At 62.9% G+C, this 21,815-nt stretch carries 20 protein-coding genes and 1 tRNA gene; 9 read left to right on the forward strand and 12 right to left on the reverse strand.

The genetic code is table 11. The features are described 5' to 3' along the window. Positions 1-29: 29 nt before the first annotated feature. From NMG70_RS05695 to NMG70_RS05710, 4 genes are all read right to left on the reverse strand, one after another. A complete protein-coding gene (locus tag NMG70_RS05695; protein ID WP_254023627.1) occupies positions 30-362 on the reverse strand; it encodes a hypothetical protein in 333 nt (110 codons plus the stop codon). A 166-nt stretch (positions 363-528) separates the two neighbouring features. Further along, a complete protein-coding gene (locus tag NMG70_RS05700) occupies positions 529-891 on the reverse strand; it encodes a hypothetical protein (protein WP_254023628.1) in 363 nt (120 codons plus the stop codon). Positions 892-1,111: 220 nt separating this feature from the next. Beyond that, positions 1,112-2,824 carry an HAD family hydrolase gene (locus NMG70_RS05705; protein ID WP_254023629.1) on the reverse strand — a complete coding sequence of 571 codons (1,713 nt, stop codon included), beginning with the start codon at positions 2,822-2,824 and terminating at the stop codon, positions 1,112-1,114. Positions 2,825-2,910: 86 nt separating this feature from the next. Beyond that, entirely contained in the window at positions 2,911-3,882 is a 972-nt protein-coding gene (locus tag NMG70_RS05710; protein WP_254023630.1) for an SDR family oxidoreductase, read from the reverse strand. A gap of 283 nt (positions 3,883-4,165) precedes the next feature. On the opposite strand from NMG70_RS05710, the gene NMG70_RS05715 reads away from it, so the two are divergent. Then, positions 4,166-5,698: an FAD-dependent oxidoreductase gene (locus tag NMG70_RS05715; RefSeq protein WP_254023631.1), complete on the forward strand. Its 1,533-nt coding sequence runs from the start codon at positions 4,166-4,168 to the stop codon at positions 5,696-5,698. 118 nt (positions 5,699-5,816) lie between these two features. On the opposite strand, the gene NMG70_RS05720 is transcribed toward NMG70_RS05715, so the two are convergent. The 5 genes from NMG70_RS05720 to NMG70_RS05740 all read right to left on the reverse strand — a co-directional run bounded on the left by NMG70_RS05720 (position 5,817) and on the right by NMG70_RS05740 (position 10,590). Further along, the gene (locus NMG70_RS05720; RefSeq protein WP_254023632.1) at positions 5,817-6,599 is read right to left on the reverse strand and encodes an SDR family NAD(P)-dependent oxidoreductase; all 783 of its coding nucleotides are present in this window, start codon (positions 6,597-6,599) and stop codon (positions 5,817-5,819) included. Between the two features lie 215 nt (positions 6,600-6,814). Continuing rightward, positions 6,815-7,585, reverse strand: coding sequence for a TIGR01458 family HAD-type hydrolase (locus NMG70_RS05725; protein WP_254023633.1), 771 nt, complete (start codon positions 7,583-7,585; stop codon positions 6,815-6,817). Positions 7,586-7,683: 98 nt separating this feature from the next. Then, positions 7,684-8,637, reverse strand: coding sequence for a dihydrodipicolinate synthase family protein (locus NMG70_RS05730; RefSeq protein ID WP_301555128.1), 954 nt, complete (start codon positions 8,635-8,637; stop codon positions 7,684-7,686). Next, positions 8,627-9,622, reverse strand: coding sequence for a Gfo/Idh/MocA family protein (locus tag NMG70_RS05735; protein ID WP_254023634.1), 996 nt, complete (start codon positions 9,620-9,622; stop codon positions 8,627-8,629). The genes NMG70_RS05730 and NMG70_RS05735 overlap by 11 nt, the downstream gene beginning before the upstream one ends. Next, positions 9,619-10,590: a Gfo/Idh/MocA family protein gene (locus NMG70_RS05740; RefSeq protein ID WP_254023635.1), complete on the reverse strand. Its 972-nt coding sequence runs from the start codon at positions 10,588-10,590 to the stop codon at positions 9,619-9,621. The genes NMG70_RS05735 and NMG70_RS05740 overlap by 4 nt, the downstream gene beginning before the upstream one ends. Before the next feature lie 105 nt (positions 10,591-10,695). Here NMG70_RS05740 and NMG70_RS05745 point away from each other — a divergent pair, with 105 nt between their 5' ends. The 7 genes from NMG70_RS05745 to NMG70_RS05775 all read left to right on the forward strand — a co-directional run bounded on the left by NMG70_RS05745 (position 10,696) and on the right by NMG70_RS05775 (position 17,938). Continuing rightward, positions 10,696-11,445: a FadR/GntR family transcriptional regulator gene (locus NMG70_RS05745; RefSeq protein ID WP_254023636.1), complete on the forward strand. Its 750-nt coding sequence runs from the start codon at positions 10,696-10,698 to the stop codon at positions 11,443-11,445. 40 nt (positions 11,446-11,485) lie between these two features. Further along, entirely contained in the window at positions 11,486-13,066 is a 1,581-nt protein-coding gene (locus tag NMG70_RS05750) for an ABC transporter substrate-binding protein (protein WP_254023637.1), read from the forward strand. An 84-nt stretch (positions 13,067-13,150) separates the two neighbouring features. After that, positions 13,151-14,110, forward strand: a complete 960-nt coding sequence (locus NMG70_RS05755) for an ABC transporter permease (RefSeq protein WP_254023638.1) — start codon at positions 13,151-13,153, stop codon at positions 14,108-14,110. Beyond that, positions 14,110-15,024 carry an ABC transporter permease gene (locus NMG70_RS05760; protein WP_254023639.1) on the forward strand — a complete coding sequence of 305 codons (915 nt, stop codon included), beginning with the start codon at positions 14,110-14,112 and terminating at the stop codon, positions 15,022-15,024. Before NMG70_RS05755 ends, NMG70_RS05760 begins: the two co-directional genes overlap by 1 nt. A gap of 18 nt (positions 15,025-15,042) precedes the next feature. Next, a complete protein-coding gene (locus NMG70_RS05765) occupies positions 15,043-15,960 on the forward strand; it encodes a dihydrodipicolinate synthase family protein (protein WP_254023640.1) in 918 nt (305 codons plus the stop codon). Positions 15,961-15,962: 2 nt separating this feature from the next. Continuing rightward, complete coding sequence (locus tag NMG70_RS05770) at positions 15,963-16,970, forward strand: ABC transporter ATP-binding protein (RefSeq protein WP_254023641.1); 1,008 nt, start codon at positions 15,963-15,965, stop codon at positions 16,968-16,970. A gap of 2 nt (positions 16,971-16,972) precedes the next feature. Next, entirely contained in the window at positions 16,973-17,938 is a 966-nt protein-coding gene (locus NMG70_RS05775; RefSeq protein WP_254023642.1) for an ABC transporter ATP-binding protein, read from the forward strand. Positions 17,939-18,321: 383 nt separating this feature from the next. Here the strand turns inward: NMG70_RS05775 and trxC are convergent, their stop codons facing one another. Together trxC and NMG70_RS05785 are read right to left on the reverse strand one after the other, a co-directional pair. Further along, positions 18,322-18,768 (reverse strand): thioredoxin TrxC, encoded by a 447-nt coding sequence (gene trxC / locus NMG70_RS05780; RefSeq protein ID WP_254023643.1) that lies wholly within the window; start codon positions 18,766-18,768, stop codon positions 18,322-18,324. Positions 18,769-18,784: 16 nt separating this feature from the next. Beyond that, complete coding sequence (locus NMG70_RS05785; RefSeq protein ID WP_436798354.1) at positions 18,785-20,368, reverse strand: bifunctional aminoglycoside phosphotransferase/ATP-binding protein; 1,584 nt, start codon at positions 20,366-20,368, stop codon at positions 18,785-18,787. Positions 20,369-20,701: 333 nt separating this feature from the next. On the opposite strand from NMG70_RS05785, the gene NMG70_RS05790 reads away from it, so the two are divergent. Beyond that, complete coding sequence (locus NMG70_RS05790) at positions 20,702-21,424, forward strand: universal stress protein (protein ID WP_367185504.1); 723 nt, start codon at positions 20,702-20,704, stop codon at positions 21,422-21,424. A 180-nt stretch (positions 21,425-21,604) separates the two neighbouring features. Here the strand turns inward: NMG70_RS05790 and NMG70_RS05795 are convergent. Then, a tRNA-Pro gene (locus tag NMG70_RS05795) sits at positions 21,605-21,681 on the reverse strand. Between the last annotated feature and the right edge of the window lie 134 nt (positions 21,682-21,815).

The following is a 21,815-nucleotide window of genomic DNA, read 5'->3' on the forward strand; positions in this document are numbered from 1 at the left end:
CGTCAAATCTGGAAACGCTCTAGTTCTGGTTAGGTCAGGTCGACGTGCGCTTCCGTCTGCATATCCCCGCTGGGATGACCGGAATAAGATTGGACCGGCGATCGCGCCGAGCGGCTACTGCATCTCAGTACTTTGTGCGATCCTGGCTCATCGACATCCTCATCCTCCAGGCGCGGCCTGATAGCGTGACCGGAGATTTGCTCGAATAGCTTCTTCAACGGGTCGGCGGTGGCCACGCCGACGCGCTCCTTGAATGCCTGGACACCTGTATGGCGGCCGATCAGTTCGACGCGCCTTATCCGATCGGCGAGCTTCAGCTTCTTGGCTGTACCGATCACGACGCGCTCGCCTAGCGCGTTCACGCCAAAAAGCTCGCGGACCTCAATGCCGGTGACGAGAGACCGGTGCGCCAGATCGGGGGCCAATCCTTGGGAGGCTTAATCGTGCCGTCAACGTTCAGGATGTCGACGAGATCAGCCTCGGCCTTCGATTGGGTTGGGTCGAGCGCGGTGACCGCAAGGTGTCCGGCTACAGCAGGCCGACACTGACCTGGCCGTTCGCCGCCACCGTGCAGGCGATGGTCGCCGAGCGCGGCTCGATGCCACCCGCGCGCAGGTAGTCGATCTTGACGAACAGCGTGGCGACCCGCGCGCCGCCGGGACCTCTGCGCAGCGGCTCGGTCAGACTGGTCTCGATGGCAACTGGATTGTATTGCGCGGCCCATTCGGCGATTGCCGCGTTGCAGCGGTTGACGGTGGGCCGTTCGGCCAGTGAAACGCCATGGCTGACCGGCATCACCAGCTGCGGTTGGTCCATCTGCGGCAAGTCGGCCGCGCAGACCGGACCGGTGAGAAAAAGCATGGCGGCGCTGAGTACTCGGATCGTGTGCATAGTTTGTAATGCCTTTCCCCAGAGCGTGACCGACATTCCAGCTTAACTGTCTATATCAAGATTGCCAGTGCGACTTTTGGTGGATGGAAGGAGGATGAATCCGTGGCATAGCACTCGCGCTTCGCCGCAACGCGAGGGGCGCGCGCCACCCGGATGCACAAGAAGGGCAAGATTGTGCTTCGCCCTGCTGTAAAAGCGACATCGCTGCAGCAGAACCTCCCTATTCCTCCGGGGCGGTGGCAGGAGCCGTATAACGGCGACGTACCGCATCCAGAACGTGCTTGCGGCTCTCCTGCGCCGACAGCTTTTCGTCCTTTTCCGCCTCGGCGGTCTCGCGCGCCAGCTCCTTGTCCCTGATCTGTCGGCGAAACCATTCGGAATAGTCGCCGGCGCGCAGGTGATGCTCCCAGGTTCTGTCGTCGATGCCCTCGGCAATCTGAGCGAAGATCATCAGGTTGTGGGCCCGGAGGTTCATCGCGTTGTCGGGACCTCTGAAATAGAAGCTGCCGGCCTCGTCGAGTTGACCTTCTGCATATTTGCGGCTGTGACGCTTGAGCGACTGGCGCGGCTCGATCGCTTTGACCATGGCAATTTTCTTGCGGGTTTGCGGCCGCCAGAACAGCACGCGCTCGCCTTCTGGCAATGGAATATCCTTGGGCGGCTTGGTGTCTGTCTCCTGACAAAAGGCCTTGATGACATTCCTGGCCTTGGGACCGAGCGCAATGACGGCAGTGACCAGACGCAGGGCGTCGGTCGAGATCGCTTCCGGATGAACGGTGATCAGGACAGTGCCCGGCAATTCCAACGACAGGATGGCGCGCGTGTCGTCGCGCTTCTTGGGCAGAAGATGATGCGCCTCGTCGATGACCAGCCAATGCGGCCTCGCCGTACGGTAGCGGAAATTGCCAAGACCGGGGAGCAGGTCGGCAAAGAAGTCTGGTCGCTCATTGACCCGCAAGGCCAGCCCATTGACGACCACATTGGTGTCGGGCTTTTCGATCAGGTCGAGCACTTGTGCCTTTGTCGGTTCGCTTGAGCCATCGCCTATCCGGACGGCGCCTTCAAGGCCATCATAGTCGCCTTCCGGATCGAAAACGCAGAATTGAAATCCGTTCTCGACGAAGCGTTCCGTCAGCGCGGTGGCCAAGGTGGATTTGCCGATCCCGGAGCTTCCGGTGATCAGAACCGTGTCGGTCGGCGTCAGATAGACTTCGTCGCCGCCGACCGAACCGAGAAGGATGCCGTCACGGGCTTTTCGGACAAATTCCCGATCACGCTTTACCAGCTTTTCGATCAGTTCCTCGACGCCCTTTCCACGCGCGCCGCGCGTTACAAGATCCGCTGTATCCTTGACCGCTGCAAGTGCATTGGCGACAGCGATGCTGCAGCCGCAGGCCTGCAGGAACGCATGATCGTTTTCAGCATCGCCAATACCGACCACATTGTGTGGCGACAGCCTGAGGTCCTCAAGTGCGGCTGCCAGCCCGGTTGCCTTGTTGATGCCGCTGGGCAGCACCATCACCGCGCCCTTGTTGAAGATGATTTCCAGCTCCAGCCCGAGTTCCCTAATGACGTCAAGAACTGTTGCCTGGTGTGGTTCCCAGGTCGCAACGATCGACCGTCCGACTGAAAGCGGCTTGACGCCGCGTTTCTTCAACTTGGCCACAAATTTCGGCGCCGGTGCCGGTGAGATCGCACGTTCTTCCTCGCTGGCAGGCGTGTAGATCAACGCCCCATTTTCGGCGACGACCTTGTCGAACACGCCGAGCTCGGGAAAAACCCGCTTGAGGTCGGGCAGCTCGCGGCCAGTGACGAGGATGAGCTTGCGGCCGCTTTTCTTGAACCGTTCGAGGGCTGCAAGCGTCTTTTCAGCTACGATCCCGTCGTGCGCCAGCGTGCCGTCATAGTCAGTCGCCAAGGCAATGAAATACATCTGTCGACCATTTCATATCTGAGATCGCCGCTACCACCGTCACAGGCGAGAGGTCCACGATGATCGGGCAGGGCGGCGACAAGCTTTCAGTAGCCGCCGATGATCGGCAATATCTCGCCGGTGATGTAGCTTGAACAATGCGGCGAGGCGAGGAACACATAGGCGGGCGCGATTTCCTCCGGTTGCGCCGGCCGTTTCATCGGCGTGTCAGCGCCAAATTTCGAAACGTCGCCGGCTTGCTTGTCCGATGGGTTGAGCGGCGTCCACACCGGGCCCGGCGCCACGCAGTTCACCCGAATTCCCTTTTCGATGAGGTTGCCGGACAGTGCGCGCGTGAAGGCATGAATGCCGCCCTTGGTCATCGAATAGTCGACCAGCTGCCTCGAGCCCTCTATGCCGGTTATGGAGCCGCTGTTGATGATAGCCGAACCAGGCTTCATATGCGGAACGGCCTCCTGCGCCATGTGGAAATAGCCGTAGAGGTTGGTCTTCAGCGTCGTGTCGAAATGCTCCTCGGTCAGTTCGCTGAAGTCGCTGGAATGGATCTGGAAAGCGGCGTTGTTGACCAGCACGTCGATCCGTCCAAATTCCTTCACCACCTCAGCCACAGCATTGTGGCAGTGGTCGCGTTCGCTGACGTCGGCCTTGACCAACATGCAGCGCCGGCCCTCGGCTTCGACGGCCCTCTTCGTTTCTTCAGCATCCTTGTCCTCGGACAGATAGACGATCACCACATCGGCGCCTTCGCGCGCGTAGAGCACGGCCACGGCTCGGCCGATGCCGGAATCGCCGCCGGTGATGACGGCCACTTTGCCATCCAGCTTTTTCGATCCGATATAGAATGGCGCGTCGTAAAGCGGTGCCGGCTCAATCGCCCATTCGTGCCCCGGCTTCGGTTGGTGCTGCTCGGGAAAGGGCGGCTCGGGATATTTGCGTGCTCCGGCCTGCATGGCGCCTTGTTGCTTGCCGTTGCCTTTCGATTCGTCCTTGGCGTCGATGCCGCGCTGGATGTGGCGTTGCTTGGCGGCCTCGCCGGCGATTTCCGATTTCATCTGCATGGCTGTCTCCTTGGCTTGAAGAACGAACAACGCATGTCCGGCCAAAAAGTTTACTCGACGGCGTCATTCCTTCAGTAACGAATCCAAACGCCAGGAAATCGACGGCGTGTACTGCCCAACTGGCAACGAATGACGCGGCCGGACGTTTGGGCACAAGCGGTGTCCGAGAACCTGAAGGCGCGCCAGCCAGGCAGAAGGTATTCCGAGGCTGGTGACCTGACGATGTCCCGCTACTCGGCCGTACAGGCGATTTTGCCACTGGATCGCGCCAAGGGAGAGGAAAATGGCTGAAGGTCATGCCGGACCGAGCGGGCCGGACCTGGTCGAGGGCATCGCGTTATCCGACCTTGCCGATGGCGGAAAGCTCCTCGGCCATTGCGGCGATGACGAGGTGCTGCTGGTGCGCCGCGGGGCCGAGGTCTTCGCCATCGGAGCGACATGCACACATTATGGCGGGCCGCTCGTCGACGGTCTTGTGGTGGAAGACACTGTCCGGTGTCCCTGGCATCACGCGTGCTTCGATTTGCGGACAGGCGAGGCCTTGCGCGCCCCCGCTTTCAGTCCACTCGCATGCTGGTCGGTGGAACAACGCGATGATCGGATAGTCGTGGGCGAGAAGTGCAAACCGACAGCACCCAAGCAGCGCAATGGAAGCTCGGGCCAGGTTCCGGAGAAGGTCGTCATCGTCGGTGGCGGCGCCGCCGGTTTCGCGGCGGCAGAAACACTGCGGCGCGAACACTATCAAGGCAGCATTGTCATGCTCAGCAACGACGAAGCGCCGCCGGTTGATCGGCCCAATCTTTCCAAGGACTACCTCGCCGGCAAAGCACCGGAGGATTGGATTCCGCTGCGCCGAGAAAGCTTCTATTCGAAGAACGATATCGACCTGCGCCTTAATGCGGACGTCGCCAGCATCGATGCACGTTCTGGCGAGGTTGTGCTCGCGGACGGGGCCCGGACTGCCTACGACAGGCTACTCCTGGCGACCGGAGCCGAACCGGTTCGCCTGACCATACAAGGCGCCGACCAGCCACATGTTCACACGCTGCGCTCGTTCGCAGACTGCAAGGCGATCATCGAGCGAGCCAAAACTGCGCGCCGCGCCGTCGTGCTTGGCGCCAGTTTCATTGGCCTGGAGGTTGCCGCGGCGCTGCGCTCGCGCGCGATCGAAGTTCATGTCGTGGCACCGGAAAAACGGCCCATGGAACGAATCATGGGGCCGCAAATGGCCGACTTTATCCGCGCCCTCCATGAGGAGAATGGTGTCGTATTCCATCTCGAGGACACCGCCAGCAGCATCGACGCCAGCAAGGTGAAACTCAGCGGTGGCGATACGTTGGCGGCGGATCTCGTCGTCGCCGGCATCGGCGTGCGACCGCGGACAGGGCTTGCCGAAACGGCGAGGCTCATCCTTGACCGCGGTGTCGTGGTAAACGCCTTCTTGGAGACGAGCGCACCGCGCATCTTCGCGGCCGGCGACATTGCGCGGTGGCCGGATCCTCACAGTGGCGAGAACATTCGGGTCGAGCATTGGGTGGTTGCGGAGAGGCAGGGGCGAACCGCGGCCCTCAACATGCTCGGCCATCGCGAGAAATTCGTCGCCGTGCCGTTCTTCTGGAGCCAGCACTACGATGTTCCCATCAACTATGTCGGCCATGCCGCGCAATGGGACGAGATCGCGGTCGATGGCGACATCATTGCCAAGGATTGCCTGCTCCGCTTCAAGCGCGAAGGGCGCACGCTGGCTGTCGCTTCGATCTTCCGCGACGTCGAGAATCTAGGCGCCGAGGTGGAGATGGAGCGCCAAATGACCTAGTGGTAAAAGCCTGACACTTGGCACCCGACGTGTGGGGCAGCTCAGGCTGAAAGACCGCCGATCGGGCAACCACGGACAAGATGAAAGGTCAGCCCCCGCAATCGCGCTCAGGGCGTCCTCAATAAGCCCGAGTGAATCCGCCGTCGTGTAGAATGTTCAAGCCTGTCATGTGATCAGTGAGAGGCGACAACAAGCCCTCGACGACGACGGCAACTTCAGACGGCGTCCCATACTTTTTGAGTGGAATATTGTCGGTCTCGACCGCAATCCTTTCTTCAAATGTCAAGCCTGCGTCCTGCGCTCGCCTGCCAATTGCATCCCGATACCAGGGCGACAGTGTGCCACCGAGTGAAAGAGTGTTCACATGAATACCTCTTTCGCCCAGAGCAAAGGCAAGCGTCTTCGCTTCTCCAAGCCAAGCGGTGCGGATGACGTTTGCGGTAGCGTAGTGGCTAAGAACCTGAGCCGAAGAAATGCCGGAAATGATTACGACCTTGCAGCGACGGCCTGCTTCAGGGGCCGGTTCCATCCGAGCGATAGCCGACTTCAACAGGGACAACGGCCCAACGAAGCTTGTCTGAAACAGCGTTCGCCAGACGTCCGGTTCGGGCATAGGGTCAGCGGACGCATGCGGTTGGGGCGGCATAAGAACGACCCCATCAAGCTTGAGGCCCGACGTGGCGAGGTGTCGATCAAACTCGCCCAACGCGGCATCGGATGCCATATCAACCGGTATAGCTTCATGCGAACCGTCGGCCGGTGCAGGCAGGGTCGAAACCAGCGACTCAAGCCGCACCTGATTGCGGGCCGCCACCATCAGCCGCGCGCCACCGGCCGCAAGCCGTTCGCAAATTGCTTGCCCGATCCCACCCGTTGCCCCAGTCACAAGTATGGTCGACATCACACCACCCCGCCAGTTTCGAGCACTATAACGTTGCACTCTGGAAAAGCCATTGGCACCCCGGCTATGGGGCGGTTTCTTGCCGTCCACCGGTATCAAATCGCCCACTGTTATGCGCCTTCCGTGGCGGTCAGCATTCAATTGCGCTTCGCTCATTCCGCGCAGCACTAAGGTCCGGGGCTGCGGGCGCTGTTCGGCCGGTTCAGCCCGCGCAATCAGTCCCGGCGCGCAAGAATCCAGTCGGTCGCGGCCGCGAGATCGGCGACAGTTGCGGTCGGGCGCGGATCAAACCGTTTCTCGTCGCCCTGCCGGTATTTGCCTGTCCGCACCAGCAATGCGTCCGACAGTCCGGCGTGCAGCGCGCCAGCTATGTCGGCCTCGGCGTCGTCGCCGACCATGATCGCCTGGTCTGGAGGACAGTCCATGCTTGCCAGCGCCGACAGAAAGAATTCCGATGACGGCTTGCCGAGAACGGTTGCGCGTTTCAGCGAGGCAAATTCCAATGCCGCGACGAATGGCCCTGCATCGAGGCTGAGCTCGCCGTCGGCATCCCGAAAGGTCCGGTTGGTGGCAAGGGCCAGCAATTCGGCCCCGGCGCCCAGCTCGCGGAACGCGTCATTCAACGCCGCATAGGTGAAGGCGTCTCCGGCATCGCCGACGATGACGGCGCGCTTGTCGCGATCCGGCAGTTCGCAAAAGTCCGGCGCAAGGTCGGGGTGAACCAGCAAGTATGGCGCACGGCCATTGCGAAGCAGCCATTCGCGTGCAGCGTGCGCCGGGGTGAAAACATCTGCCTTGGTAACGGTGAGCCCCATCGCCTGCAGACGTTCGAGAACGCTCTGTTTCGACGAGCGCGTGGTATTGCTTATGAAGCGTATGGCCAAGCCGGCCTGGCGCAAACGCGTGACGGCGTCGAACCCGCCTGGTATGGCGGTCTCGCCATCATAGAGGACGCCTGCGAGGTCCAGCAGTACACCTCTTGTCATCGGTCCAGCATGACCACGAGTCCGTCAGGCGTCAAATCCGGAACAGGCCATGGTTGTTCCTCTTGGATCAGGGGGCAGGCAGATGCGATTAGCCGAGGTCACTGCCACCATCCGGGGAAGGCCGTTCGTGCGGCTTGGGCCAGCGTTGCGATCGCCTCGTCGGGAACCGAGCTGTAGGGCCAGAGCAGTCGCGGGCCAAGCGGCGCCCAGCCGCCGGCTGCCGCCATCGCTTTGTCGAGCGCCGCATCGCTGACAGCGTAGCGCGCGCGAAAGGGCAGAACCTGTGTGGCGAGAAAGGCCTGGATGCGCGTCTCGACCTCGGCAGCGGCTGCCGCGTCGGTGCGGATCGTCTGCCACCACATTACCGCGCCCTCGGGGTTAAGACAGGCGACGTTGGAATAGCTGCCATGCGCTCCTTGGGCAAATCCCGTCGCCAGCGTATGGCCGGGCACGAAGACCGAAAATCCAGGCAGTTCGGCGCGCATGTCGGCGTACCAACAGGCATCGCCGCCCGGCAGTTTGGCGCCGACCAGCGACGGCACCGCTGCACGCAGCCTGGCGATGCCTTCGAGCGTCAGGCGGCGCTTGGCATGCGGTGGATTGTACAGCACCAGCGGCATGTCGGGCGCGGTCTCGCACAGGCCGCCGACGAAGCGCATAACCTCGCCGTCGCTGGGCGGCCACCAGTCGGGCAAGGTGAATTGCACCGCCGCCGGGCGAAGCGCCGACACCCGCATCAGCCGCTCGCGCGCGACGCGCGGATTGGACTGGCTGATGCCGATCTGGAAGGGCAGGCGCGCGCGGCCGGCAATCGCGGCCACCAGGGCGCAAAGCCGGTCGAACTCGGGCTCGGTCTGGCAGTGGAATTCGCAGGCCGTGCCGTTGGAATAGATGCCGTCGACACCTGATGCGCAGAGCCGGGCGATCGTTTCCTCCGTCGCTTCCCAGTCGATTGCCCCGCGATCGTCGATGGCCAGCATCACCGCGCCCCAGACGCCGCGCGGCGCGTGTGCGGGCAAGTGGCTCACGTGGTCGTCGAACTCAGGGCGCACCGGCGATCTCGTGCTCTCGGCGCGTTTCGTTCGACGCAAAGGCGGCCTCGATAATGCCGATGATCTTGCGGCCATAGGCGCCGTCGACCGGCACCGGCTTGTCGTCGGCAATGGCATCGCGCATCGCGCTCCATTCGCGCACCAGCGCAGCATGCATCCAGTTCGGCTCGAATGAGCCGGGTAGGTCGGTCCAGGCTGTGTCGCGGCCAAGCATCGTGCCGCGGTCCATGTCGATGCGCAGCGTTCCATGCTCGCAGACCAGGTCCATGGCGTAGCCGGCCGCGCCATTGCGATAGCCGACGCTCTGCACCTGGCCGAGCCCGCCGCCGGCGAAGCGCAGTCCGAGCAGGGCGGTGTCGTCGGCTTCCTGGTCATGGGACATGGCGCCAAGCATGGCGCTCACCGATACGACGTCGTCATCCATGAGCCAGACCAGACGGTCGAGCGCATGGATGCCGGCCGTCAACAGCATGCCGCCGCCGGTGGCCTTGCGCAGATGCCAGTCGCGGCGATTGTGCTCCATCCACAGCTTGATGATCCAGCTCGATCCGACCAGCGGCCGGCCGAGCGTTCCTTGCTCAAGCATTTGCCTGGCCACCATGCAAGGCAGCGCGAAATGCATGAGATGGGCGACCATCAGCTTGACGCCAGCGGCGGCCACGGCGGCGTTGATCGCATCGCAGGCCACCGCAGTCGGCGCCATCGGCTTTTCGAGCATGACGTGCTTGCCGGCCTTTGCCGCGCCGATCGCCATTTCGGCATGGAGATGGTGAGGACTGGCGATGAGGACAGCGTCGACATCCTTGTCGTCGAGCAGCTTGCGCCAGTCGGTGTAGCCGCGACCACCATGTTCGCTGGTGAAGGCGGCCAGGGCATCGTTATTCCCGCGGCACGATGCGACGAGATGCAGGCCCTGCACCTGCTTGATTGCCCTTGCGTGGGCGGCGCCGAAATCGCCCGCTCCGATAATGCCTATTCCAATCATCGTCCTGCCTTTTCATACGCGGCGTCGATCAGCGACATCGCCGCAACATAGTCTTCGATTGAAGTCGCCGGCGGCGCTTTTCGAGCCAGCCGGTCGAGCGTGTCGCTCATGCACAGGCGGTAGCGCGTCGCCGGCAATTCGATCGGCAATTCGACGATAGCGCCATCGTCGAGCGTCGCACAGAAGGCGCGCTCGCCATAGTCGATGAGGGTCGCATTCTCACTGACGATACGCCATTCGAAATCGCCGCCGGGGCGCATCGAAGCAAAAGTGTATCCGGCCTCGACGACGAACAACGCTCCGGCAGCGTCTTCCAGTACAAGCAGCGCATGGTCCTCGACCGGGGCGCGGTGAATGCGGTTCTCGATCGAGACGGTTTTTAGCCCAAGCCCGCCGGTTGCCAGGCCGAGCGCGGCGTCAACGCCGTGTATGCCGAGGTTCCTCAGCGCGCCGCCGCCACCGATCGCCGGATCCACCACCCAGGCGACGCCGTCCGCCGCATAGCGCTGCGGCGGGCCATTGACCAGCCGGAAATGGCAATGCGCAACCGCACCGGCGCGGCCTTGGCTGCGCAGCCGTTCAAAGGCAGTGGCGGCCGGCCCAAAGCGGTTGGGCAGGGGAACGCTGACAAAGGCCTGGTGCTGCCTCGCCAGTTCGCTGAGCGCGGCCAACGCTGCGGTGCTGCTGGCCGCCGGCTTTTCCAGGATCAGCGGTACGCCGGCTTCGATGACGGTGCGCGCCCGCGCTGGCACCGTCGAAGGGTGTCCCATCAGCAGGATCGCGTCCGGCGGGCCGGAAAGGATTTTCGCAAAGTCGGTGATGAACGGCAAATGATGGCGCGTCGCGAAGGCGCGCGAAAGCTGCGCGTCCTCATCCCAGATGCCGGCAATCGCGGCGCCGCAAAAACGTGCAGCGTCGAGATGCATTTCGGCGTGCCAATGGCTTGAGCCGGCCAGGACGATTTTCATTCAGCGATGTGTTCCTCTTGCTTGCAGGATATCCTACAAGTCGCTATGCTACAAGCATCGACCGCGTTGCGGCGGGCCATCGGCCGCAATTGCAGCGGGAGCAAAATGTCGGAACCCAAATCGAGCCCGGAAACCAAGTTGAACTCGGAACAAAAATCGATCGAACCGCTGACCCGACCGCCGCTGCTTCACGTCAGCGTGCAGGAGAGCCTCAGGAAATATATCCAGAGCAACCAGCTCAAGGCGGGGGACCCCTTGCCTCCGGAGACCTTCCTGGCGCAGCGGCTCGGCGTCGGCCGCAACTCGGTGCGCGAAGCGATCAAGGCGCTGGAGTCGATCGGCATTCTGGAGACGCGTCGCGGCATCGGCGTGTTCGTCAAGGAATTCTCGTTTAAGCCCTTGTTGGATAATCTGGCATACGGCCTGCAGGATTCGCTGCGCGACGTCGAGGAACTGCGCGAGATCCGCCGCGTCCTTGAGACCGGCCTGATCGCCAAGACCATCGAGATGATCAGCGCCGAAGACATCGCCGCGCTGCGCCAGCTAACCGAAAGCATGCGGCGGCGCGCCGAGCGCCAGGAGAGCTTTGCCGAAGAGGACCAGCAATTTCACCAGTTGCTGTTCCGCTGCCAGAACAATCACATGTTGAGCGCGCTGATCGACATCTTCTGGGTGGCCTTCAACAAGGCCTCGAATTTCACCAGCCTCGACAATCCGACGCCGCTGGCGACCTGGCGCGACCATCACGAGATCGTCGAGGCGGTCGCCGCCAAGGACGTCGACCGGGCGCGTCAGCGCCTCGACGACCACTACAGGGGGATTCAGCAAGTGATCGCCAAAAACCGGATTGCCTGACCCAACGCCGGACTACCTGACAATGCCAAGGGAGGAAACCATGCGCATCAAGACCATAGCTCGTCACCTGACTGTTGCGGGGCTGCTGCTCGGCGGCCAAGCCACCAGCGTCCAGGCACAGGACGCCAAGACCATAACCGGGGGCTTCGACGTCGGCCCCGGCGGCTTTCCCAAGAACTTCAATCCACTGGCTGCGACCGGCGGCTTTACCTGGCTCAGCACCTATTTTGAACCGCTGGTCATCTACAACGCCGAACTGACCGAACTCGAAGGCGATCTGGCCAAGGACTACAAGGTCAGCGACGACCAGCTGACCTACACGTTCAACCTTGCCCAGGAGACCTGGCACGACGGCAAGCCGTTCACGTCCAAGGACGTCAAGTTCACGCTTGAGCTCGCCAGGAACAAGGCATCCGGCAGTCTGTTTGCCGCGCGTCTCGGCGATATCGCGTCGGTCGACGCGCCGGACGGTCGCACCGTGGTCGTCAAATTGTCGAAGCCCAACGGCTCTTTCCTGTCGATTCTCTCGCAGGTGATGATCCTGCCGGAGCATGCCCTGGCCGCGATGCCGCCGGAAACGCTGGCCACAAGCACCTGGTGGTCCACCACGCCGGTCGGCACCGGCCCCTTCACGTTCAAGCGTTATGTCAGCGACCAATATGTCGAACTGGCCGCGGATGACGACTATCGCGGCGGCAAGCCGAAGGTCGACGTGCTCATCAACCGGTATTTCGAGAGCCCGGCGGCCGCCGTTGCGGCGCTGCGCGCCGGCGAGATCCAGTTCACCTATGTTGAGCCCGACGATGCGGTATCGTTCAAGGGCGACAGCAATTTCAAGGTGATCGAGGGCGCTTCTTATGTGGTCAACTACATCGGCCTCAACCAGAAGGTCGAGCTGTTCAGGGATGTTCGCGTCCGCCAGGCGATCATGTATGCGATCGATCGCAATGCCATCATCGAGAGCCTCTATGGCGGCGCGGCCAAGCCGGCCAATTGCGGTTACGTCGCGCCGCATCTGCTCCCGCAAGGCCTCGAACCCTATGCCTACGATCCGGCCAAGGCCAAGGCTCTGCTTGCCGAGGCGGGCTGGGACAAGATCAACGGCGACAAGCCGATCACCTTGCTGACCTATTACGGCTCGCCGCAAGCCGCCAATGTGATGGCCGCCATCCAGTCGATGCTGGCCGAGGTCGGCATCAATGTGGTGCCGCGCGTCGTCGATACGCCGACTTACAACGGCATCGTTTACAAGGAAGGCACGCCCGACTGGAACGCGTTTGCGATGGTCTATGCCGGTCTGCAGAACGGTCCCAATCCGGCTGGCATCAGCCCGGGTCTCAACAAGTCGCAGATTCCGCCGGCAGGCTTCAACACCATGCGCATCGAGTTCGACGATCTCAGCGCCGCATTAGACGCTGCGCTCGCCCAGACCGATCCGGTTAAGATCGATCAATCCTGGCAGCAAGTATGCAAGGTGATGAACAAAGATCTGCCCTGGGCGACATTATGGGTGGCCAACCGCTATGGCGTAGCCTCCAGCAAGCTGCGTGACTTTGTCTGGACGCCGGCGCCGGCCGGCGGTCCATATGCGGCTCACCCGGAACGCTGGGACATCCAGTAAAACGGCCTGGCGGGCCATTCCGGCCCGCCAACGAAACGGGCCCGGCGCGATGCCGGCTCCGCTCACCATCGCCACGGACAGCCAATGCTGAGTTTCATTGCCCGCCGCAGCGCTACAGGACTGTTGATGCTGGTCGCCCTGAGCGTCCTCATCTTCATCCTTCTGCGGCTGGCGCCCGGCGATCCGATCGACGCCTATATCAATCCGTCCAGCCCGATGTCTGCTTCCGACCTCGAAGTCCTGCGCGACCGGCTTGGGCTCGACCAGCCGCTTCCCGTGCAATATCTCGCCTGGCTTCGCGCTGCCCTCGGCGGCGACTTCGGCTATTCGATCCAGCGCGGCGGTGTTGCCGTGCTGCCGCTGGTCATGGAGCGCATCGGCCCAACCGCGCTGTTGATGGGCACGGCCCTGGCCATCGCCATCGTGCTCGGCATTTCCGCCGGCATCTTCAGCGCCGTCCGCCGTAACGCGCTGCCCGACATCGCGCTGTCGGTGGTTTCCTTCGTCGGCATCTCCAGCCCGGCTTTTCTGACGGCACTTCTCGGGCTGTACTTTTTCTCGGTGCTGCTGCGCTGGGCGCCATCAGGCGGCATGCAGACCGCCGGCGCACCCTTTTCCGTATCGGACGTGCTCGCGCACCTGGTCCTGCCCGCCTGCCTGCTGTCCATCGGACACGCCGCGCTGATCATGCGCTACATGCGCGCGTCGCTGCTGGAAGTGCTCAACCAGGACTATGTGCGGACCGCACGTGCCAAGGGCGTGCGCGAATTCTGGGTGATCATCAAGCATGCAACCCGCAATGCCCTTTTACCGGTTATCACCCTGATCGGGTCAACGGTCGGCATCGCGATCGGCGGCGCCATCTTCCTCGAAAGCGTGTTCAACTGGCCGGGGATGGGCCTGCTGCTGGTCAACGCCGTCGGCACAAGGGACTACCCGGTGATCATGGGCGCCACTCTGGTGATCGGCATCTGCGTCATTCTGGTCAATCTCCTGACTGATATCGTCTACGCCGTCGTCGACCCGCGCATCCAGGTGTCGTGATGACGATCACCGCACCAGATCCGAAAATTGATCCGACAGTCGTCCCGACAGCCGGGCCGCAAACCAAGGGACCGCTCCGCCGCGCTCTCGACCGCTTCTTTGAAAATCGTGCGGCGCGCGCCGGTCTGCTTATCGTCGTCCCCATCCTGCTGGCGGTTTCGACCTATTCCCTGTGGTGGCCGTTCAGCCCCAACGCCATCGATCTCAGGGCGATCAACAAGGGGCCGTCCGCCATTCATTGGCTAGGCAGCGACGGCGTCGGCCGCGACGTCATGGCCCGGCTTCTGCAAGGCGGACGGATCTCGCTGCTGGTCGCCGTCTGCTCGGTCGCCATCTCGATCGTCATCGGCTTCCTGGTCGGCGCCGTCGCCAGCTTCGGCGGGCGCCTTGTCGACGGCACGGTGATGCGCTTCGTCGACCTCGCAATGACGCTGCCGCCGGTGATCTTCCTGCTCGTGCTCGCTTCGATCGCCGGCACCGGCATTGCGCCGACCATCCTGGTGATCTCGCTGCTCTCATGGCCGGTGCTGTCGCGCATGGTGCGCGCCCGGCTGCTCGAACTGCGCGAGCGCGACTTCGTCGTCGCCGCGCGAGGCATGGGGGCGGGGCTGCCGCATCTCCTGTTTCGTCACGGCCTGCCGAACTGCATCGACATTCTTGTCGTCTACGCCACGCTGCAGATCGCCAATGCCATTCTGCTCGAAGCCGGCCTTTCCTTCCTCGGCCTCGGCATCGCACCGCCCCAAGCCAGCTGGGGCAACATGCTCAATCTCGCCCGCTCGACCGTCGTGCTCGAGCAATATCCTTGGCAATGGATGTTTCCCGGCGCCGTACTCGTGCTCACCGTGCTGGCCATCAACTTCATCGGCGATGGCCTGCGCGATGCATTCGACCCTCGTTCCGATCTCAACTGACCTGAAGGTTTTTGAAAAATGCCCCTGTTTACCGGCGTCGTGCCACCTGTCGTCACCCCGCTCAATGCCAATTTCAGTGTCGATTTTGCGTCGTTCACGCGGACCATCGAAAACCTGCTCGACGGCGGCGTTCACGGCCTGTTCGTGCTCGGCTCGACCAGCGAGGTTGTCTTCCATGACGAGGCCGGCCGCCGGGCGATCATCGAGCACGCGGTCAAGGTCAACAATGGCCGCGTTCCGATCTTCGCCGGGGTCATCGACCCGACAACCGATCGCGTCATCAACCACGCCCTGACAGCCAGATCGGCCGGCGCCGACGCAGTCGTGGTCACCGCGCCGTTCTATGCCCGAACCAGCCAGCCCGAGATCGGGGATCACTTCCGCTACATCAAGGACGCGGTCGACATCCCGATCATCGCCTACGACATCCCGGTCTGCGTCCATGTCAAGCTGGAGCGCCAGACCACCGTCGGCCTTGCCAGCGAGGGCGCTATCGCCGGCATCAAGGATTCCAGCGGTGACGACGGCAATCTACGGTATGTGCTCAAGGACATGGCCAACGATCCGAGTTTCTTCGGCATGACCGGGTCCGAGATCCTGGTCGACAGCGTGCTTGCCATGGGCGCGCATGGTGTCGTGCCGGGCCTCGCCAATGTCGACCCGCACGGTTACGTCAGGCTGTGGAACCTGATGCAGGCGGGTCAGCACGCCGAAGCCCGCCTGGAGCAGGAGCGGCTGTTGAAGTTGTTTGAGATCGTCTGGATCTCGCTCGGCAGGACGAGCGCCGGCTCGGCCGGGGTCGGCGCCTTCAAGACCGCGATGAGGAGCCTCGGCATCATCGCCTCCAATACCATGGCGCGGCCGCAACGCAGCCTGAACGACGAGGAAGCCGCAAAGGTCGACATTATCCTTCGCGACGTCGGCTTGCTGCGCTGACCGTGGACGCTCCGATCCTCTCGATTTCCGGTCTGCGGGCGGTGTTCCGTATCCCCGGACGCGACATCGCCGCCGTGCAGGACGTCGATCTGGTGATAGGCTCGGGCGAGACGGTTGCGCTGGTCGGCGAGTCGGGATCGGGCAAGTCGGTCACCAGCCTGTCGATCATCGGGCTGCTGCCGAAGAAGATCGGACGCATCGCCGAGGGATCGATCGCGCTGCGGCGTAGGGACGGCACGGTCACCGAGCTGACCGGCCTCGATCCCGAGTCGCTGCGCAAGGTGCGCGGCAACGACATCGGCATGGTGTTCCAGGAGCCGATGACCAGCCTCAATCCGGTCTACAGCATCGGCGAACAGATCGCCGAGCCGATCCGCATCCATCTCGGCAAGTCGCATCGTGATGCGGCCACTGATGCCGTGCGACTTCTGGCTCAGGTCGGCATTCCCGATCCCGATCGGCGGGCGCGGCAATACCCGCATGAGCTGTCGGGAGGGATGCGGCAGCGCGCCACCATCGCCATGGCATTGTCCTGCGATCCGACCTTGCTGATCGCCGACGAGCCGACCACCGCGCTCGACGTCACCATCCAGGCCCAGATTCTCGACCTGCTGGCCGCGCTGCAGGCGCAACGCGGCATGGGCATTCTGTTCGTCACGCACAATCTCGGCGTCGTTGCCGAGATCGCCGACCGGGTCGCAGTGATGTATGCCGGGCGCATCGTGGAATCGGGTCCGGTGAGCGAGGTGTTCACCCGTCCGCGTCATCCCTACACCGCCGGCCTGATGCGTTCGGTGCCGCGGCTTGGCCAGGCCACTACGCTGAAGGCAGCAGGAACGCCGTTGCCAACCATCGCCGGCAATGTCCCATCGCTGGCCTTGCTGCCCAAGGGCTGCTCTTTCGCGCCGCGTTGCGCCCTGGCTGTCGATGCCTGCCGCACTGCTGTACCGCCATTGTTCGCGGCGACGTCGACCCAGCAGAGCCGTTGTTTGCGCTGGGAGGATCTTTGACAGTGGACGCTCCCTTCCTTTCGGTCAGGAACCTGACCAAGCATTTTGCGCCGACGGCGTTCTCGCGCGGTCCCGCGGTCAGGGCGCTGCAAGATATTTCCTTCGACATTGCGCGCGGCCAGGTGGTCGGTCTCGTCGGCGAATCCGGATCGGGCAAGACGACGATCGGCCGCTCGGTGCTGCGTCTCATCGAGCCGACGTCCGGCGAAATAAGGTTTGACGGCGTCGATATCACCAGCCTGAGCGCAGGGCCACTGGCTCGCCAGCGCCGCAAGATGCAGTATATTTTCCAGGATCCGTTCGCCAGTCTGTCGCCGCGCATGACCATTGGACAGATCCTGACCGAAGGCCTGGATATTCAGGGCATCGGCAACAGGCGCGAGCGGCGGGCGAGGGCGGAGAAGGCACTTGCCGCGGTCGAGTTGCCGGTCGACGCCTATGACCGCTACGCCCACGAGTTTTCGGGCGGGCAGCGCCAGCGCATTGGCATCGCCCGGGCGCTTACGCTCGAACCCGAATTCATCGTCGCCGACGAGCCGGTCTCTGCCCTCGATGTCTCGATCCAGGCGCAAATCATCAATCTTTTGCGCGACCTGCAGGTCAGGCTCGGTCTGACCATGCTGTTCATTTCGCATGACCTGGCCGTCGTCGAATATATCTGCGACACAGTGATCGTTCTCTACCTCGGCCGGATCATGGAAGTCGCGCCTGCTGCCGCGCTCTATGCCAGGCCGCAGCATCCCTATACGCGCGCGCTGCTCTCTGCCATTCCGTCGCTCGACCCGCTGGCCAGGCAAGGCCGGCAGGTGCTGAAGGGCGACATTCCAAGCCCGGCAAATCCGCCGACGGGGTGTGTTTTCCGAACCCGTTGCCCGGTTGCCCTGGACGCTTGCGCCGGCGTCGTCCCGCCATTGCGGGCAACGTCCGACGGCCATCTGAAGGCCTGCATTCGCGACGACATCGCCTAGGCAAGCCGGCGCGGTGTTCCGCCAATGGGGAAGTTTCACCGCCAGCGCAGGATCCATATTTCGGCGAAGCGGAACCGAAATTGCTTTGTGGCCCCAGGCCCGGGCGATTGGCGACAACGGGAGGCATTTACGCAGCGGCTCGGCGATGAGTGGCTGAACAGCGTCAGCGCTGCTCTGTTGTTTGTCCCGTCAGCCATTGTCCCGATCTCGGACGGACCAGAGGCCGAGCCTGGTCCTGAGTTCGGCCTGGAAATTCGTCGTCCGATGTAGAATGTCTTAAAGTCATCGTATGCCTTCTGTGCTCAGCGTCGGCCGTCGAGTCGCCTGGCTCGCTTCCGTCGTGCTGAGCACGCGATCAGCGAAATCCACGGGAGTGGCAACTTTCAGGCTGCGGCCGGCAGGTGATCGCGGACCCACCTGACGATCTGTCCCGCCGTCATTGCACCGGATGTGCGCGCAACCTCCTGTCCGCCATGGAAGAGGATCATGGTCGGGATGCCGCGGATGCCGAGCCTGGCTGCAACGGCCGGCTCATTGTCGGAATTGAGCTTGATCAGGCGAACATGCGGCTCCAATTCGTTGGCTGCCGCTTCATAGGCCGGCGCCATCATCTTGCACGGGCCGCACCATGGTGCCCATACATCGACGACGACGGGGAGGCTGCTTCGCGTGACCTGGCGATCGAAACTCTGTGCATCGACGTCTGCCGGGTGACCCGAGAACAGCTTGGAGCCGCACTTTCCGCATTTCGCGTCCCCGGCATTGCGTGCCGGCGGCAGGCGATTGACCCCGCCGCATTTGCCGCAAACCGCCAAATTTTCCCGCGTCATGCCCATTTACCCATCTTTATGCGCGTCGTTCGTCGCCGTCAGGATGCGGTCTTGAGTGGACATCCCGCGCAGAAGCGGCCGCGTCCGAAAGCTTGGCCAATTCTGCGGCAATATCGGCGAGCTTCCGATCGGCGTCGACCTTGCGCCAGGTGGACGGGGCGGCCTGTCGCTGCAATTGCCGCGACAAGATATCGACCGTGGCATCAGAAGGACCGCCGCTGCGCTCGCTCACGCGCTGCCAAAGAACGAGCGGATCCGCCTCCAGCCAGAATCCGGCGAAAGCAACGTCTCTGCCATTGGCCGCCTTCTCGATGCGGTCGCGATCGGCCGGCCTGTCAAAGACGGCATCGGCGACCACCGAACCGCCTTCGGAAAGGATCAGGCCGGCGCGCCATGCCATTTCATGGTAGACGCGGTCCGACACCTCCGGTCGATAAGCCCTGTCCGGCAGCTTCGTCTCGGCCGGCACCCCATGCATCGCCTTGCGGATGCGGTCGCTCTCGACAATGCGGGCACCTGGCGGCGCGCCGATATGTGCGGCAAGTGCCTCGGTAACGGCCGTCTTGCCGGAACCACTCAAGCCGCCGATGGCGATCAGGCGAGGAGGTCTTGCATCGAGAAGTGTTCGGGCAAGCTCGAAATAGGTTCTGGCCTCGGCACTCAGACCGCCGGAATCAGCACTGCCTTCCTCGATCTGGGTTGCGGTGACGTGCGCGCGCACTGCGGCTCGCACTGCCATGAAAAACGGCAGGAGGATGAAGCCGTCCTCGTCGTCTGCCTCGTCGAGGTAGCGGTTCATCACCAGGTTGGCGAGTTCCGGAAAGCCGCGATGCCAGAGGTCCATCAGCAGGAAGGCCAGGTCGTAGAGCACATCAATGCTGGCGATCTGATCGTTGAATTCGATGCAGTCGAAGAGGCGGGGCTCTCCGTCGAGGAGACAGATATTGCGCAGATGCAGATCGCCGTGGCATCGCCGGATCTTGCCCGCCGTCTGCCGCCGGTCGAGCAACTCGCGATGGCGGGCGAGGGCGGTGCGGAAAACCCCGGTGAGTGCCTTGATCTCGGCTTCGTCGAAAACATGGCTGGTGGCAAAACCGGCTTCGTTGATGGCGAGCACGCCTGCCAGGTTCGCGGATCCGCTGCCCCTGTGGACCTCCAGCGCGCCGCGATGATAGCGCACGATTATGCGCGCGACCGCCGTCATCAGCGCAGGCGTCAGTTCGCCGCCGACTGCCATTCGATCGAGCAGCTTCGACTGGTCGAAGCGGACCATCTCGATCGCCGCATCGACCAGTTTGCCGCTTCCGTCGAAGGCGAGCCTGCCGCAGGCCTCTCGGGTGATGCGCCGCACCCCGAGATAGAGGCCGGGCGCGGTCCTGGAGTTGAGCTCGACCTCCTTCTCGCAGGCGGCGAGCCGCAGCGCCGGGGTCGAGAAGTCGACATAGGGCAGCCTGACAGCTCGCTTGATCTTGTAGGCGCGCTGGCCAACCAGGAAGATGCGCGAGATGTGGGTTTCGATCGCCTCGACCGGCCCGCTCTCGCCAAATGCGGCAGGGTCCATCAACATCGCGGCCACGGATTGCTGATCCTCGACGATCATCGGACGCCTCTCTGTTTCGTATCCAACCTGGGGAAACCAGCGAGCGTGGTCGCTGAAATTCCGCGCCATCAGGCCCTTGCTGCCACAGCGCCTGGATATGCTTGGATATAACCAGCCAGGTCACGGATGCGTTCCGTGATGCTGCTGCTCCGGTGTTCGGGGCGTATTTCTTGGCGTCCTCCGGCGGCCTGGAACCTGTTGGCGCCGGCCCGTGGGTCACGTTGATACGGATCGAATGATGCCCGGCGGCGTTCTTCACTCGGCGCAAGGAGCGCCGAGCCGTCTCGCTGTTGTTGCAACGACGATTAGCTTTTAGATCGGGAGCAGCCGCCAATGGCTTTCAGGACGATACTTGCCGTTACGGGACCGAACGAGGGAGACGGTGATCTCAAGCTTGCTGCCGATCTATGCAACGAGATCGGCGGCCATCTTGCTGTTCTGGTGGTTGCCGTAGCTGCGCCGCCACCAGTAGGGGAGTATGCCGCGGTCGTTTCAGGAGCCTGGCTCGACGAGCGTCGGGCCGTCGAGGAACTGTTGAAGAAGCGAACTGCTGACCTGTCGGCTTTTCTCGCCGGCAGCGTGCTTTCGGCCGATGTTTCGAGCGAATATCCGGAACCCGGCTGGGTCGACCACACCATCGGCCGCCGTGCCCGCTACGCCGACATCACGGTCATTGGACCGGAGCTGCTTGCCAGCGAAACGCTGAAAAGCAAAGCGATCGAAGGCGCATTGTTTTCTTCGGGAAAGCCCTTGCTGCTCGTCCCCGAGGGGTCGCGGCCGACAATGAAGCCGAAGCGCGTGCTGGTCGCCTGGGATGCCCGTCTGGAGGCATCGCGTGCCGTCCGCGAATCCCTCGACATGCTGCCAGACGCCGACGAGGTGCACCTTGTCATGGTCGATCCGGTGGCGGACGAATACCGCCACGGGGCCGAACCCGGAGCCGACGCCGCTGCCTATCTCGCGCGGCATGGCGTGAATGTCACGGTCGACCGGCTACCCAGCCTGGACCATTCAGTCGTCGACACGCACTCGACATCGCGGCCGACCTGTTGGTGATGGGCGCCTATGGTCATTCCCAGTTGCGCGAGCGCATCTTCGGCGGCGTCACCGTCTCGATGCTTGAAGACCCGTCGATGCCGATCCTTATGGCGCGTTAGCCGTCAGCCTGGCGCGGACCTCGGTCAGTCCACCGGCCAGAGGCGGGCGGTTTCGGGAACGTTAAGTATTTGTTTTTTCTGGTCGGAGTGGCAGGATTTGAACCTGCGACCCCATCGTCCCGAACGATGTGCGCTACCAGGCTGCGCTACACTCCGTGACCAGACCGCGGGCTTATAGCCGCCGTGCTTCGTTCCTGCAAGCGCCAATGGCAGCGCTTCTATCGCATTTCTTGCCGTTTCGCCTTAACGTCATACAGGTTTAAGTTCCCCGCGCGATAAACACCGCTTAA

It is taken from the genome of Mesorhizobium ventifaucium (assembly GCF_935822925.1).
GTDB lineage: Bacteria > Pseudomonadota > Alphaproteobacteria > Rhizobiales > Rhizobiaceae > Mesorhizobium > Mesorhizobium ventifaucium.

Coding starts and splice junctions, on each gene's coding strand:
- NMG70_RS05750 (WP_254023637.1), top strand. CDS start 11,486: ATGCGCATCAAGACCATAGCTCGTCACCTGACTGTTGCGGGGCTGCTG.
- NMG70_RS05705 (WP_254023629.1), bottom strand. CDS start 2,824: ATGTATTTCATTGCCTTGGCGACTGACTATGACGGCACGCTGGCGCAC.
- NMG70_RS05785 (WP_436798354.1), bottom strand. CDS start 20,368: ATGATCGTCGAGGATCAGCAATCCGTGGCCGCGATGTTGATGGACCCT.
- NMG70_RS05760 (WP_254023639.1), top strand. CDS start 14,110: ATGACGATCACCGCACCAGATCCGAAAATTGATCCGACAGTCGTCCCG.
- NMG70_RS05790 (WP_367185504.1), top strand. CDS start 20,702: ATGGCTTTCAGGACGATACTTGCCGTTACGGGACCGAACGAGGGAGAC.
- NMG70_RS05725 (WP_254023633.1), bottom strand. CDS start 7,585: ATGACAAGAGGTGTACTGCTGGACCTCGCAGGCGTCCTCTATGATGGC.
- NMG70_RS05710 (WP_254023630.1), bottom strand. CDS start 3,882: ATGCAGATGAAATCGGAAATCGCCGGCGAGGCCGCCAAGCAACGCCAC.
- NMG70_RS05745 (WP_254023636.1), top strand. CDS start 10,696: ATGTCGGAACCCAAATCGAGCCCGGAAACCAAGTTGAACTCGGAACAA.
- NMG70_RS05765 (WP_254023640.1), top strand. CDS start 15,043: ATGCCCCTGTTTACCGGCGTCGTGCCACCTGTCGTCACCCCGCTCAAT.
- NMG70_RS05720 (WP_254023632.1), bottom strand. CDS start 6,599: ATGTCGACCATACTTGTGACTGGGGCAACGGGTGGGATCGGGCAAGCA.
- NMG70_RS05755 (WP_254023638.1), top strand. CDS start 13,151: ATGCTGAGTTTCATTGCCCGCCGCAGCGCTACAGGACTGTTGATGCTG.
- trxC (WP_254023643.1), bottom strand. CDS start 18,768: ATGACGCGGGAAAATTTGGCGGTTTGCGGCAAATGCGGCGGGGTCAAT.
- NMG70_RS05735 (WP_254023634.1), bottom strand. CDS start 9,622: ATGATTGGAATAGGCATTATCGGAGCGGGCGATTTCGGCGCCGCCCAC.
- NMG70_RS05700 (WP_254023628.1), bottom strand. CDS start 891: ATGCACACGATCCGAGTACTCAGCGCCGCCATGCTTTTTCTCACCGGT.
- NMG70_RS05715 (WP_254023631.1), top strand. CDS start 4,166: ATGGCTGAAGGTCATGCCGGACCGAGCGGGCCGGACCTGGTCGAGGGC.
- NMG70_RS05740 (WP_254023635.1), bottom strand. CDS start 10,590: ATGAAAATCGTCCTGGCCGGCTCAAGCCATTGGCACGCCGAAATGCAT.